Origin of the sequence: Pseudorhodoferax sp. Leaf265 (genome assembly GCF_001422365.1) — a bacterium.
GTDB lineage: Bacteria > Pseudomonadota > Gammaproteobacteria > Burkholderiales > Burkholderiaceae_C > Pseudorhodoferax.
Genome location: NZ_LMMT01000001.1, coordinates 121,926 through 136,538 on the forward strand (window position 1 = coordinate 121,926; position 14,613 = coordinate 136,538).

Below are 14,613 nucleotides of genomic sequence, written 5' to 3' on the forward strand. Positions count from 1 at the left end.
CGGCTATGCTGCGGGGCTTCGCAGCAGGAGACCCCCATGAGCATCCGTGTCGGCATCGGTGGCTGGACCTTCGAGCCCTGGCGCAACAACTTCTTCCCGGCCGGCTTGCCGCACAGCCAGGAGCTGCACTTCGCGAGCCGCGCCGTGACGGCCATCGAGATCAACGGCACCTACTACAGCACGATGACGCCCAAGAGCTTCGCGCGCTGGCACGACGAGACGCCGGATGACTTCGTGTTCTCGCTCAAGGCCAACCGCTTCGCGACCAACCGGCGCGTGCTGGCCGACGCGGGCGAGTCCATCACGCGCTTCGTCGAGAGCGGGCTCTCCGAACTCGGCAAGAAGCTCGGCCCCATCGTCTGGCAGTTCGCGCCGACCAAGCAGTTCGATGCGCAGGACTTCGAGGCCTTCCTGGCGCTGCTGCCCAAGGCCGTGGACGGCCGCGCGCTGCGCCATGTGCTGGACGTGCGGCATCCCAGCTTCATGGTGCCCGCCTACCTCGCGCTGGCGCGGCGCTACGGCTGCGCGACCGTGTTCGCGGACTCCGACAAGTACCCCAGCTTCGCCGACGTGACGGGCGACTTCGTTTACGCACGGCTCATGCGCAGCCAGGCCGAGTGCGCGACCGGCTACACCGCCGAAACGCTGGACCGCTGGGCCGACGTGGCGCGCGACTGGGCGCGGGGCGCGACGCCCGCCGGTGCTCCGCTCGTGGAGCCAGCCCAGGACAGCGGCCAGGCCCGCGATGTCTTCGTGTTCTTCATCAACGGCGCCAAGGAGCGCGCGCCCGCTGCGGCGCAGGCGCTGATCGCGCGGCTCTGAAGCGCATGCCGGTTGCACGCAAGCGCTCCGCCACCATCCGCGACGTGGCCAAGGCCGCCGCGGTCTCGACCGCCACGGTTTCCAAGTTCGTCAACGGCAGTCAGCGTTTCTCGGCCGACGTGGAGGCGCGCGTCACCCGCGCCGTGCAGGAACTGGGCTGGTCGCTCAACCCGATGGCGCGCGGCATCACCACGGGGCAGAGCGGCAACATCGGCATCGTCATCCTGGACATCCGCAACCCGCACTTCACGAGCATGGTCAAGGGCGCGGCGCGCGGCGCGGCCGCCGCTGGCCTGAACCTGATCGTGGCCGACGCAGCCGAAAGCAAGGCGCCCGAACTCGCGGTGCTGCGCGCCCTGGCGCGCCGCGTCGACGGCCTGATCGTCAGCGCGCGCCTGCCGGAGCCCGTGCTGCAGGCGCTGTACGACAGCGGCACGCCCGTGGTGTTCTACGGCGGGCCGCCGCCCAACCCGGCCTACCACAGCGTGTGTTGCGACAACCGGCTGGCCGGCCGCATGCTGGGCCGGCACCTGCGCGACCGCGGCCACCGGCGCATCGGCTACCTCGGCTTTCCCACGGCGCCCTGGAGCGCCGAGCGCTGGCAGGGCGTGCAGGACGCGTTCGCGGGCGAGGACGCGCACTTCACCGCGCACGAGGCCACGGCACCGGTCGCGGCAGAAGGCGAGCGCCTGGCCTCGCTGGTGCTGCTGGCGGGCGAGCGCCCCGACGCCGTGGTGGCCTTCAACGACCTGCTGGCCCTGGGCCTGCTCGCCGAGGCCCGGGCGCTGGGCGTGCGCGTGCCCGAACAGGTGGCCCTGGCCGGCTTCGACAACATCGACTACGGCCGCCTGGGCAGCCCGACGCTCACCAGCGTGGACATGGCCAGCGAGGCCGTCGGCGAGACCGCCATGCAGCGCCTGGCCGAACTGATCCAGGGCGCACCGCCTGCGCCGCAGCAGCACGCCCATGTGCTGGACTGCCGGCTCATGGTGCGCGAATCCACGACACGCCTGTCCCCCGGGTAACTCCCAGGGTCGGCTGGCTTGACCCTGCAAATGTTATCGATCACTATTGGCCGCAAGTTAACCGGTTAACTTTGTTGGACCGGTTTTCACCAAGCACAACTTTCCCAACTCCATTTCGCCATTGACGGCATGCCGTTGAAACAGGAAGTTAACCGGTTGACAGACGGCATGCCGACGCCCCAGCGCGCCACCACGGTGCTGGACGTGGCCCGCCTGGCCGGCGTCTCGGCCATGACGGTCTCGCGCGCGCTGAACCAGCCGCAGCGGGTGCCGGCCGCCACGCGCCAGCGCGTGCAGGCCGCCGTGGAGGCCACGCGCTACGTGCCCAACCTGCTGGCCTGCGGACTGCGCTCGCGCCGCAGCCGGCTGGTGGCGGCCATCGTGCCGGCCCTGGGCAGCCCGGTGTTCGCCGAGACCGTGCAGGCGCTGACGGCCACGCTGGGCGCGGCCGGCTACCACCTGATGCTGGGCCAAAGCGGCTACGGTCCGGTCGGCGAAGACGCGCTGCTGCAGGCCGTCATCGGCCGCCGGCCCGACGGCATCGTGCTGGTGGGCGTGGACCACTCGCAGCGGGCCCGCCAGACGCTGGCCCGCTGCGGCGTGCCCGTGGTCGAGACCTGGGATCTGACGTCCACGCCCATCGACATGCTGGTCGGCTTCTCGCACGCCGACGTGGGCGCGGCGGTCTGCCGCTTCCTGGCCGGCCAGGGCCGACGCCGGCTGGCCATCGTCAGCGGCGCGGACGGGCGCGCCGCCCGCCGTGCGCAGGCGTTCACGGCCACGGCCGACCTCCTCGGCCTGCCCCCGCCCGCGCGGGTCGAAGTCGAGGCGCCGACGACGCTGGGCCACGGCCGGCAGGCTCTGCGCCAACTGCTGGCGCAGCACGCGGGCGTGGAAGGCATCTTCTGCAGCTCCGACATGCTCGCGCTTGGCGTGCTGACCGAGGCCGCACACCAGCGCATCGCCGTGCCCGGCCGCATCGGCGTGGTCGGCTTCGGCGACCAGCCGCTCGCCGCCGACGCGGAGCCGGCCCTGACCACCGTGCGCGTGGACGGTGCCCGCATCGGCCGCGAGGCCGCCCTGCGCGCGATCGGACGCATCGCCGGCTCGCCCGCACCGGAGCTGGCCGCGCTCGATGTGGGCTTTTCCATCGTTCCGCGGTGCTCGGCCTGAAACCCGGCCGTGCCGCCACCTGACTTTTCAACAAAGGAGACCCTGATGAAACATGCCATCCAGCGCCTGCGCGCCATCCCGCTGGCCACCAAGCTGGCCGTGTGCGGCACGGCCGGGCTGATCGTGCTGGCCGGCTGCGGCGGCAGCGACGACGAGGAGATCGCGCAACCGGTGATCGGCGCACGCGCCAAGGCGGTGATCACCGCCGACGGCAAGCAGTTCAAGGATTCCAATGCCAACGGCAAGCTGGATCCGTACGAAGACTGGCGCCTGCCCGTCGAGCGCCGCATCGACGACCTGGTGGCGCAGATGACGCTGGAGGAAAAGGCCGGCCTCATGCTGATCAACACCTTGAATGCAGGCGCCGGCGGCGCGCTGCCATCTGCCGCCGCCAACATGGTGCAGACGCAGAAGATGAGCCGCTTCGTGTTCCGCAGCGTGGTGCAGATCCCGGCGAGCGGGTCGCAGGTCACGCCCGAGCAGGCGGCGATGTCGCTGAACGCGGTGCAGGAGATGAGCGAGGCCACGCGCCTGGGCATCCCGGCGGTGTTCAAGTCCAACGCCCGCAACCACTACGAGAAGGACCCACGCGTCGGCATCAACGAGGCCTCGGGCGCGTTCACGGAGTTTCCCAAGGAAGCCGGCATCGCCGCCGCCTCGCTCGGCGCGGGCGACATGTCGCTGGTCAAGGACTTCGCCACCGTCATGGGCGACGAATGGAAGTCCATCGGCCTGCGCGGCATGTACGGCTACATGGCCGACCTGTCCACCGAGCCGCGCTGGTACCGCGTGCACGAGACCTTCACCGAAGACGCCGACCTGAACGCCAACATCATGCGCACGCTGGTGCAGACGCTGCAGGGCAGCAAGATCAAGGACGGCACCTCGGTCTCGCCCAGCTCGGCCGTGGCGCTCACGCTCAAGCATTTCCCGGGCGGCGGACCGCAGGAGATGGGCCTCGATCCGCACTACGCGCACGGCAAGAACCAGATCTACCCGGGCGGCAACTTCGGCTACCACCTCAAGCCCTTCCTGGCCGCCATGGAGGCTGGCGTCTCCGCCGTCATGCCCTACTACGGCGTGCCGATCAACGTGACCTACGAAGGCGTGACCTACGAGCAGACCGGCATGGCGTTCTCCAAGCAGATCGTCACCGACCTGCTGCGCGGCAAGCTGGGCTTCAAGGGCTATGTGAACTCGGACACCGGCATCATCAACGACCGCGCCTGGGGCCTGGAGATGAAGACCGTGCCCGAGCGCGTGGCGGCGGCCATCAACGGCGGTACCGAGACCCTGTCGGGATTCAGCGAGAACAAGACCATCACCGACCTGGTGGCCGCCGGCCTCGTGAGCGAAGCCCGCGTGACGGAAGCCGCCCGCCGCCTGCTCAAGGAGCAGTTCCAGCTCGGCCTGTTCGAGAACCCGTATGTCGACCCGGCGCTGGCCAACGCCATCATCGGCAAGGACGCGCACCGCGCCACCGGCATGGACATCCAGCGCAAGTCGGTCGTGCTGCTGCAGAACCAGGCGCAGGCCGATGGCAGCAAGACGCTGCCGCTCAAGGCCGGTGCCAAGGTCTACACCATGGGCCTGGCCAAGACCGACACCGACAAGTACGGCTACGCCGTGACCGATGGCGAAGCGCTGGTGGGCGGCGTGCGCCCGAGCGCCGCCGGCCACGACTACGCCGTGATCCGCGTGGAGGTGAACAACAACAAGCTGGTGCCCGGCAGCAACACGCGCGCCACCAGCACCTACAAGAGCGACGATCCGGCCACCGGCGGCCGCATCAACCCCGCCACCGGCCGCAGCTGGGGCTACGACGACCGTTGCGTGAACAAGGCCGCCTACTCGGCCGAGGACGCCGCCAAGGCTTGCCTGGACAACGGCCTGACCTTCGGCGGCTCGTTCCCGTGGGAGAACGGCAAGATGTCGTTCACCGAGATGGCGGCCGCCGAGTCCTGGCAGATCTCGCCTTCGCTGGACCAGATCCAGGCGGTCATGAACGAGGTGGGCGCGAAAAAGACGGTGCTGGCGATCTACTTCCGCCAGCCCTACGTGCTGGACGACGCCAGCGGCCTGAAGGGCGCCGGTGCCATCGTGGCCGGCTTCGGCATCAGCAACACCGCGCTGCTGGACGTGCTGGGCGGCAAGGTGCTGGCCACCGGGGCGGCGGTCAAGCCGCAGGGCAAGCTGCCGTTCGCGCTGGCGAACAACTCCCAGGCCATCGTGAACAACCAGCCTGACGTGCCGGGCTACCCGGCGGCGGACACGCTGTTCCCCTACGGGTTCGGTCTGACGTACTGACCCACCGCGCGCCCCCCATGGCGCGCCCGACGGCGCGCAGGGCATCCCCGTGCGCGGCCGGCGCGCCGCGCAGCCCTGCGCCACTTTTTCCAGCTTCCGAGACAACGAGAGGAGACCCCCATGCACCAGCACGCGCTGCACCCCATCGCCAAAGCCATCCTCGTCGCATCGCTGACCGCCGCACTCGCGGTCGGGTGCGGCGGCGGCGGAGACGACCCGGCCGCACCGGCGGCCACCATCGACCAGGTCCGCACCGTGACCGACCTGACCAGGAACTGGCGCTTCGTCCTCGACGACAGCCTCACCGACGACCAGGCCCTGGGCGCCAACACCTCCAACTGGTCGTCGGTCAGCCTGCCGCACACCTGGAACGCGGGCGATGCGGCGACCACGGCCCAATCCACGCCGTCCACACCGGAGTACCTGCGCAGCGTGGGCTGGTACCAGTTGGACTTCGACGCCGGTCCACAGACCGGCGGTACCCGTTGGTTGCAGTTCGATGCGGCCAGCATCACGGCCGACGTCTGGCTCAACGGCGTCAAGCTGGGCCAGCACCGCGGCGCGTTCACGGCCTTCCGCTTCGACGTCACCAACCTGTTGAAGCCCGGACGCAACGTGCTGGTCGTCAAGACCGACAACCGGCGCGCCACGCGCGACGGCGAAGCCAACGCCATCGCCCCGCTGAGCGGCGACTTCAACATGTCCGGCGGCCTGTACCGTGGCGTCTCGCTGGTCTCCACGCCGAACAAGGCCCACATCGCGCTGGGCGACCTAGGCGGGCCGGGCATCTACGCGCGGACCGCGTCCGTCTCCGGCACCAGCGCCGTGGTGAACGTGGCGACCAAGCTGGAGAACGCCCTCGCGGCGGCGGGCAGCTACACGGTGACGGCCTCGCTGCTCGACGCGGAAGGCAAGACGGTCAAGCAATCGGTCTCCAGCGCCGTGGCGCTGCGGCCTGGCGAGAAGGCCACCGTGAGCCAGGATCTCAACGTCGCCGATGTGCGCCTGTGGCAGGGCCTGGCGGATCCCTACCTGCACAAGCTGGTCGTCGAGCTCAAGGATGGCGCTGGCACTTCCATCGACAAGGTGGTGCGCGACTTCGGCGTGCGCGAGATGCGCTTCGATCCGAACAACGGCTTCTTCCTGAACGGCCGCAGCGTGCCGCTGCATGGCGTGAACATGCACCAGGACACGCTCGGCAAGGCCTGGGCCGTGTCGCATGAGGACATCGACCGGTCCTTCGAACTCATCAAGGAGGTGGGCGCCAACACGCTGCGCATGGCCCACTACCCGCATTCGGACTACGCGGTGGCGCAGGCCGACAAGCTCGGCCTGGTGGTGATGGCCGAACTGCCGTACGTGAACTCCTCCGCCATCGGCGGCCGCACGGTGGACCCGGAGACCACCGGCTTCGCCGAGAACGCGCGCGAGCAACTGCGTGAACTGATCCGGCAGAAGTACAACAACGCCTCGCTGGGCATCTGGTCTGTCGGCAACGAAGTGCAGGGCGGCGACGACAGCCAGAACAACGTGCGGGCCATGTTCAAGAGCCTGCACGACACGGCCAAGGCCGAAGACCCGGGCCGCCTCACCACGCTGGCCAACCAGATCAACCGCAGCGGCGACGTGATCCGCCCGGACGCCATCACGCTGACGGGCGTGACCGACAGCTTCAGCGTCAACCGCTACTTCCAGTGGTACTACGGCCAGTCGGAGACGCAGCTGGGCGAGAACCTCGACCAGATCCACGCCGCCAGCCCCACGCAGCCGATCGGGGTCACCGAGTACGGCGCCGGCAGCGGCCTGACCCACCACACCGACAACGTGCGCGGCGGCCGCGTCTGCTCCAGCGACACCAGCGGCGCCACGCGCATCTGCTACCAGCCCGAGGGCTATGCCAACTACGTGCACGAGAAGGCGTACGAGCAGATGGTGCAGCGCCCCTACCTGATGGGCACCTGGATCTGGAACATGTTCGACTTCGGCTCGGGCAACCGGCACGAGGGCGACATCGGCCAGACCAACACCAAGGGCATCGTGACCTTCGGCCGCGACGTGAAGAAGGACGTCTTCTTCTTCTACAAGGCCAACTGGTCGCAGGCGCCCGTCACCTACATCGCCGAGCGGCGCCACACGGACCGCGTCTACAAGACCGCCCAGGTCAAGGTGTACAGCAACGCGGCCTCCGTCGCGCTGCGCGTCAACGGCGTTGAGGTGGCGCGCAAGACGGCGGCCGAGTGCCCCGTCAAGGTCTGCAACTTCGGCGAGGTCGCGCTGGCCGCGGGGGTCAACACCATCACGGCGGTCGGCACGCACGGCAGCGAGACGGTTTCGGACTTCGTCAACTGGAATCTGCCGGCCAAGAACGCGACCAATGTCTACATCGCCGCCGGGCAGCTGACGAGCGGCCTCGTGTCCAGCGACCCGCTGCTGGGCAACAACGTCTACGGCTCGGACAACTACTTCCTGAACGGCGACCTGCCGCCGCTGTCGGGCCGCAGCAACGTGGGCCTGTCGGCCGCCATCGCGATCAACGGCCTGGGCACCACGACCATCCCCGAGAAGGGCCGCGTCTGGGACATGTGGCGCGAAGGGACCGACTTCACCTACGAGATTCCGGTGGCCAACGGCAGCTACAAGGTGACCCTCGGCTTCCTGGAGCCCACGGTCACCGCCGCGGGTGCGCGCGTGTTCAACGTCAACGCCGAAGGTGCCACGGCCATCGCCAACATGGACATCTTCCAGAGCACAGGCGCGATCCGGACCGCGACGGCGCGCAGCTTCACGGCCACCGTCACCGACGGCAAGCTCACGCTGAACTTCGCCGGCGTGCAGGGCCGGGCCATCGTCTCCAACATCGCGGTGGAACGGCAGTAGCGTGCAGGCGCGCGCCGGGATCCCCGGCGCGCGCGGACCAGCCCGGTCGTGCGGCCGCTCGCCGACAATGGCCGGATGACCTCCCCCCTGTTCGAGGCCCAGGCGCTGACCAAGCGCTATGGAGACAACACCGTGGTCGACGACCTGTCGTTCGCCATCGCGCCGGGCGAATGCCTGGGCGTGATCGGCCCGAACGGCGCCGGCAAGACCACCACCATCCGCATGTGCCTGGGCAAGACCGCGCCCGATGCCGGGGCCATCGCCTACCGCGCTGCCAGCGGCCAGGTGCTGGCCATGCCGGCCGATGCGCTGGCCATCAAGGCCGAACTCGGCGTGGTGGCGCAGTTCGACACGCTGGACCCGGACTTCGACTGCAGCGAGAACCTGATCGTCTACGGCCGCTACTTCGGCATGCGCCGCGACCAGATCGCCGCACGCGTGCCCAAGCTGCTCGAGTTCGCCGCGCTGACGAGCAAGGCGCACGCCAAGCCGACCGAGCTCTCGGGCGGCATGCGGCGCCGGCTGAGCCTGGCGCGCGCGCTGGTCAACGACCCGCGCCTGCTGCTGCTCGACGAACCCACGACGGGCCTGGACCCGCAGGCGCGCCACCTGATGTGGGAGCGGCTGCAGCTGCTGTTGCAGCAGGGCAAGTCCATCCTCTTGACCACGCACTTCATGGACGAGGCCGAGCGCCTGTGCTCGCGCCTGCTCGTGCTCGACCACGGCAGGAAGATCGCCGAAGGCCAGCCGCGCGCGCTGATCGCCGAACACCTGGAGCCCGACGTGGTCGAGGTCTATGGCAATGGTGCACTGGCGCTCGCGCAGGCCGAGGAGCACGCGCCGCTGCGCGCACTGGCCGCGCGCGTGGAGGTCAGCGGCGAGACCGTGTTCTTCTACACGCGCGAGGCCAAGCCGCTGCTCGACGCGCTGGGCGGCCACGGCCAGCTGCGCACGCTGCACCGGCCGGCCAATCTGGAAGACCTGTTCCTCAAACTCACTGGGCGACAAATCAGGGACGACGCATGACGACACAGAGCATCTGGCGCACGCCACAGATCTCCGGCCGCTGGTGGCCCGTGTTCCTGCGCAACCTGCTGGTCTGGCGCAAGCTGGCCATTCCGAGCCTGGTCGGCAACATCGCCGAGCCGCTGATGTGGCTGGTGGCCTTCGGCTACGGCATGGGCGCACTGGTCGGCCAGGTGCAGGTGGGCGGCGAGAAGGTGCCCTACATCCTGTTCCTGGCCTCGGGCTCGATCTGCATGAGCGCGATGAACGCGGCCTCGTTCGAGGCGCTGTACTCGGCCTTCTCGCGCATGCATGTGCAAAAGACCTGGGAGGGCATCATGAACGCGCCCGTGAACCTGGACAACCTGGTGCTGGCCGAGCTGCTCTGGGCCGCGTTCAAGTCCATCTTCACGGTCACGGCCATCCTGTGCGTGATGCTGGCCCTGGGCATCAGCCACAGCCCCAAGCTGCTCGTGGCCCTGCCCGTGCTGCTCGTGGCCGGCATCATGTTCAGCGCCATCGCGCTGATCTTCAACGCACTGGCCAAGGGCTACGACTTCTTCACCTACTACTTCACGCTGGTGCTCACGCCCATGATGTTCCTGTCGGGCGTGTTCTTCCCGCGCGAGCAGCTGCCCGAGCTGGTGCGCCTGGTGTCCGACTGGTTGCCGCTGACGAACGCCGTGGAACTCGTGCGCCCGCTGTTCATGGACCGCTGGCCGGAGCATGCGCTGCGCCATGGCCTGGTGGTCGTGGTCTACGCGGTGGCGGCGTTCTGGGTGGCATTGGCGCTCACGCGCAAGCGCTTCAAGGCTTGAGCTCCACCCGACTGCCGCAAGACCTCGTCGAGCGCAGCGCGCTGCTCGCGCGCTGGCTGCCGCAGCGTGCGCGCACCTGCCATCTGCTGCTGGGCCCGGCCGGCAGCGGCAAGACCAACCTGGCGCTGCAATGGCGCGCTCGGCTGGTCGGCCTGGGCTTCGACGTGGCCTGGCTCCCCGTGGCGCCGCACGCCGAGGCCGACCAGCTGCTGGACGCGCTGCGCGCGGCCTGCATCACCCTTGCGCCCGAACTCGCCGAGCGCCTGCAGGGCCTGGACCGCCCGCCCGCGCATGGCGCATTCGCGGCCGCGCTGGTCCAGGCCGTCGCGCGGCACCGGCGCGAGGTGCTGCTCGTGGTCGACGGCTACCAGCATGTGGGCCACCACGCCGTGCACGCGCTGTTCCAGACGCTGCTGGACTACGCACCGGCCAACCTGCACCTGCTGTTCGTTTCGCGCATGCTGCCGCCGCTTGCGCTCGAATCGCTGGCCGCTGCGGAGCAACTGCACCGCCTGGACGCCGACGACCTGCGCCTGGGCTTCGCCGAGACCTGGGCGCTGGCGCAGCGCGAGGTGCCCGGCATGCCGCCCGACCAGGTCCGCCGCCTGCACGCGGCCACCGGCGGCTGGGCCATGGGCGTGCGGATGGTGCTGGACCGTCCGGCCACAGACGCGGCGCCCTACTTCAACCAGGAGGTGCTGCCGCGGCTGGACGCCGAGAGCCTGCGCGTGCTCGTGCGCCTGGCACCTGCTTTGAGCTTCCACGAGGCCCTGGTGCGTGAACTCAGCGACGGCGGGGTCGCCCAGTCGCTGGCCGCCTTGCTGCGGCGCGAGCGCCTGTTCGTCGTGCCCGTGGACACCGGGGCGGGCGACGCGGGCTGGTGGCGCATCCACCCGATGTTCCGCGCGCTGCTGCTCGCGCGCTTCGGCCAGATGCCGCAGGAGTTGCAGCAGCGCACGCGGCGCCAGCTGGGCCAGTGGTTCGGCGCGCGCGGCATGCTGCGCGAGGCCGTGGAGCAACTGGTGGCGGCTGGCGATGGCGCGTTGGCGGCCGACGCCGTCGAGCAGCAGGCACGCACGCTGTTCCTGCAGGGCGATCTGCAGCGCCTGGCCCGTGCGCTGGCCGCATTGCCCGAGGCCAGCCTGCGCGGGCGGCCTGCGCTCGCGCTGTGGCAGGCCTGGTCGCAGCTGTGCTATCGGCGCTTTGCCGCCTGCCGCGAGACCATCGCCCGCATCGCGCAGAGCGCCGCCGACGCGTCGCAGCGCGCCCACCTGTGCCTGCTGCGCTTTTCGCTGGCCCTGCAGCACGACGATCTCGATGCCGCGCAGATGCTGTTGCCGGAACTGCTGGAGCTGCCGCAGGGCAGCGATGCCGTGCTGCACGGTGGCCGGCGGCATCTGCTGGCCTGGTACTTCTCGCACCTGGGCCTGGCCGACGAGGCTCGCGAGCGCCTGCAAGGTCCGGCCCACTACCTGGACGATGGCCGCCTGCTCATGGACTCGTGCTTCGGCGCCGGCATGGCGCCCGTGATGCACGGCATGAGCTTGCTGCACGAGGGCCGGTACCGGGCCGCCGAGTCCTGCCTGCGCGGCGCGCTGGCGCAGGCGCAGGCCGCGCTCGGGCCGCACAGCGAGGCCGCGAGCAACGCCGCCGGCCTGCTCTGCGAGGTGCTCTACGAGGTCGGCGACCATGCCGGCCTGCACGCGCTGCTGGCAGGCCACGCGGCGGCCATCGAACGGCTCGCGCTGCCGGATGCCCAGTTGAGTGCCGCGCTGGCGGCGAGCCGCCTGCACGCCAGCACCGGCGCGCTGGGCCAGGCCCAGGCGGCGCTGGACCGGCTCGAGGAAGCGGCCCGCGCACGCCACATGCCGCGCATCGCGGCCGTGCTGCTGCACGAGCGCCTGCGCCTGTGCCTGTGCCTGCGCGGCAACGCCATCGACGCGGCCCGCGCCCATCTGCAAGAACTCGACGCGCTGGCCGGGCACGCCGACGCCGCACACAGCCTGGCCGCGCAACGCATCGCGCAATGGGCACAGCTGGCCCAGGCCCGCTGGCATCTGCACCAGTTGCAGGACGAGGCCGCGCTGGCGCAGCTGCACGCCTTGCAGGCCAGCGCGCAGCCGGACGGCTGGCTGGGCTTGCAGGCCGGCGCGCTCGCCGCCATGGCCAGCCGGCGCAGCGGCCAGCCCCATGCGGCACTGCGCGGGGCGCTGCAGGTGCTGCAGCAGGCGCAGGCCATGGGCCTGCTCTGGAGCCTGCGCGACCTGGGAGCGGACTGCATGCAACTGGTGCGCCAGTTGCAGGGCGGCGGCGACCCGCTGCTCGATCTCTACGCCGAGCGCCTGCTGCAGGGCACCGATCTGCCGCCCACGACCGAAGCCGCGCGTGCGCCGGCCATGCTCAGCGCGCGCGAGCAGCAGATCCTGCAGCTGCTGGTGCACGACCTGCCCAACCGGCGCATCGCCCAGGCCTTGGGCGTGTCGACCGAAACCGTGCGCTGGCACCTCAAGAACATCTTCGCCAAGCTCGCGGTGCTGCGCCGCCAGGACGCCATCGTGGCCGCACGCAGCATGGGCATCCAGCCGGCCGTGCTGGCGTCGTAGACCTATCGCAAACCCCAGCCACCCGCAAATGGGTGGGCAAGCACACCCCACGCCCCCGGAACATGCGCCACAGACCGGGCGAACGGACGCCCGGCCGACCATCCCAACACCAGGAGACTCCATGCCGCAACGCCTCAAATTCGGCGCTTTCGTCGCCCCCATGCACAAGCCGGGCATCAACCCGACGCTGGCCATGCGCCAGGACCTGCAACTCATGGAGCAAATGGACCAGCTGGGCTACGACGAGGCCTGGATCGGCGAGCACCACAGTGCCGGCACCGAGATCATCGCTTCGCCCGAGATCTTCATCGCCGCCGCGGCCGAGCGCACCAAACACATCCGCCTCGGCACCGGCGTGACCTCCATCGCGTACCACAACCCGCTGTGGGTGGCCGACCGCATGGTGCAGCTGGACCACATGACGCGTGGCCGCGTGATGCTGGGCGTGGGCCCGGGCTCGCTGCCGACCGACTCGGCCATGATTGGTCTGAACCCGACCGACACGCGCGAGCTGCTCAGTGAGAACCTGGAGATCATCGTGCGGCTGCTGCGCGGCGAGACCGTCAACGCGCAGACCAAGACGCACAAGCTCATCGACGCCAAGCTGCAGCTGCGGCCCTACTCCGAGCAGCTGGAGATCGCCGTGGCGGCCGTGGCCTCGCCGACCGGCCCGCGCCTGGCCGGCACCTACGGCCTGGGCCTGCTCTCGATCGGTGCCACGCTGAACGCCGACGGCTTCGACGCGCTGGCCCACCACTGGAAGGTGGCCAGCGAGCGCGCCGACCACTTCGGCCAGACCATCGACCGCAGCAAGTGGCGCCTGGTCAGCATGTTCCACCTGGCCGAGACCGAGAAGCAGGCCCGCGAAGAGGTGCGCTACGGCATCGAGTTCTGGTTCCGCTACTTCCAGGAGGTGGCGGCCTTCCCGCAGATGGCGGTGTCGGGCAACACCATCGACCAGATGATCGACTTCGTGACCGAGGCCAAGGTCGGCGTGATCGGCACGGCCGCGCAGGCCCGCGCGCACATCCAGCGCCTGGTGGACCAGTCCGGCGGCTTCGGTTCCATGCTGATGATGATGCACAACTGGGCCAGCCCGGCCGACACCTACCAGTCGCTGGAGATCATGGCACGCGACGTGATGCCGCATTTCCAGGGCCACGCGCAGCCGACGCTGGACGCGGCCGAGCGCGCGCGCAGGACGCGCGAAGGCCACGCCGCCGCGCAGATGCAGGCCGTCGAGCACATGACGAAGAAGTACGAAGCGGAGCTGCGGGGAAAAAAGTGATGACGGGTGCAGTCAGAACCGCCAACCGCGTGGCGCCGCGTCCCGGCCAGGACGCCGGCGCCCGCCCGGCTGCACCCGCAGACCGTCCGCACATCGTCATCGTCGGCGGCACCATGCGGCCCGGCTCCACCAGCGAGCGGCTGGCCCGGCACTGCGGCCAGCTGCTGCAGGGGCTGGGCGCCTCCACCGTGGTGTTTCCGGCCACCGCGCTGGAGCTGCCGATGTACGCGCCCGAGCGCGCCACGCTGCACCCCGTCGCGCAGGAGTTCATCCGCGAGACGCAGCGCTGCGACGGCATGGTGATCGCCTCGCCGGGCTACCACGGCGGCATCTCTGGCCTGCTCAAGAACGCGCTGGACTACATCGAGGAGCTGCGCACCGACGCCCGGCCCTACCTGCACGGCCGCGCCGTGGGCTGCATCGTGACGGCCGCCGGCTGGCAGGGCGCCAACAGCACGCTGGCGGCGCTGCGTTCTGTGGTGCACGCGCTGCGCGGCTGGCCGACGCCGCTGGGCGTGGCCGTCAACTCCACGCAGTCGCTGGTCGATGCGGCCGGGGAGCTGAACCCGGACATCGCGCACCAGCTGGGCATCATGGCGCGGCAGATCCTGCAGATCGCGCAATGGCGCGAAGGCGGGAACGCCACGTCGGCGCAGGCGGCAAAGTCGCCCGCCGCCGCATTGGCCTGAAAAGCC

Annotated in this window: 10 protein-coding genes; all 10 read left to right on the plus strand. The window is 70.1% G+C overall.

The annotated features are described in order from the left end of the window. Positions 1-36 precede the first annotated feature (36 nt). Entirely contained in the window at positions 37-822 is a 786-nt protein-coding gene (locus ASF45_RS00600; protein WP_056655309.1) for a DUF72 domain-containing protein, read from the plus strand. 5 nt (positions 823-827) lie between these two features. Then, on the plus strand, positions 828-1,847 hold the full coding sequence (locus ASF45_RS00605) for a LacI family DNA-binding transcriptional regulator (protein ID WP_056655311.1): 1,020 nt from the start codon (positions 828-830) through the stop codon (positions 1,845-1,847). Between the two features lie 168 nt (positions 1,848-2,015). Then, positions 2,016-3,020, plus strand: coding sequence for a LacI family DNA-binding transcriptional regulator (locus tag ASF45_RS00610; RefSeq protein WP_056655314.1), 1,005 nt, complete (start codon positions 2,016-2,018; stop codon positions 3,018-3,020). 45 nt (positions 3,021-3,065) lie between these two features. Further along, positions 3,066-5,327 (plus strand): glycoside hydrolase family 3 N-terminal domain-containing protein, encoded by a 2,262-nt coding sequence (locus ASF45_RS00615; RefSeq protein WP_063887553.1) that lies wholly within the window; start codon positions 3,066-3,068, stop codon positions 5,325-5,327. Positions 5,328-5,447: 120 nt separating this feature from the next. After that, positions 5,448-8,204 (plus strand): glycoside hydrolase family 2, encoded by a 2,757-nt coding sequence (locus ASF45_RS00620; RefSeq protein ID WP_056655317.1) that lies wholly within the window; start codon positions 5,448-5,450, stop codon positions 8,202-8,204. Positions 8,205-8,279: 75 nt separating this feature from the next. After that, a complete protein-coding gene (locus ASF45_RS00625) occupies positions 8,280-9,230 on the plus strand; it encodes an ATP-binding cassette domain-containing protein (protein WP_056655320.1) in 951 nt (316 codons plus the stop codon). Beyond that, positions 9,227-10,027 carry an ABC transporter permease gene (locus ASF45_RS00630; RefSeq protein WP_056655323.1) on the plus strand — a complete coding sequence of 267 codons (801 nt, stop codon included), beginning with the start codon at positions 9,227-9,229 and terminating at the stop codon, positions 10,025-10,027. The genes ASF45_RS00625 and ASF45_RS00630 overlap by 4 nt, the downstream gene beginning before the upstream one ends. Beyond that, positions 10,024-12,630 carry a LuxR C-terminal-related transcriptional regulator gene (locus ASF45_RS00635; protein WP_056655326.1) on the plus strand — a complete coding sequence of 869 codons (2,607 nt, stop codon included), beginning with the start codon at positions 10,024-10,026 and terminating at the stop codon, positions 12,628-12,630. The genes ASF45_RS00630 and ASF45_RS00635 overlap by 4 nt, the downstream gene beginning before the upstream one ends. 121 nt (positions 12,631-12,751) lie before the next feature. Then, complete coding sequence (locus ASF45_RS00640; RefSeq protein WP_056655329.1) at positions 12,752-13,918, plus strand: LLM class flavin-dependent oxidoreductase; 1,167 nt, start codon at positions 12,752-12,754, stop codon at positions 13,916-13,918. Beyond that, entirely contained in the window at positions 13,918-14,607 is a 690-nt protein-coding gene (locus ASF45_RS00645; RefSeq protein ID WP_082550730.1) for an NADPH-dependent FMN reductase, read from the plus strand. The genes ASF45_RS00640 and ASF45_RS00645 overlap by 1 nt, the downstream gene beginning before the upstream one ends. Positions 14,608-14,613 lie beyond the last annotated feature (6 nt).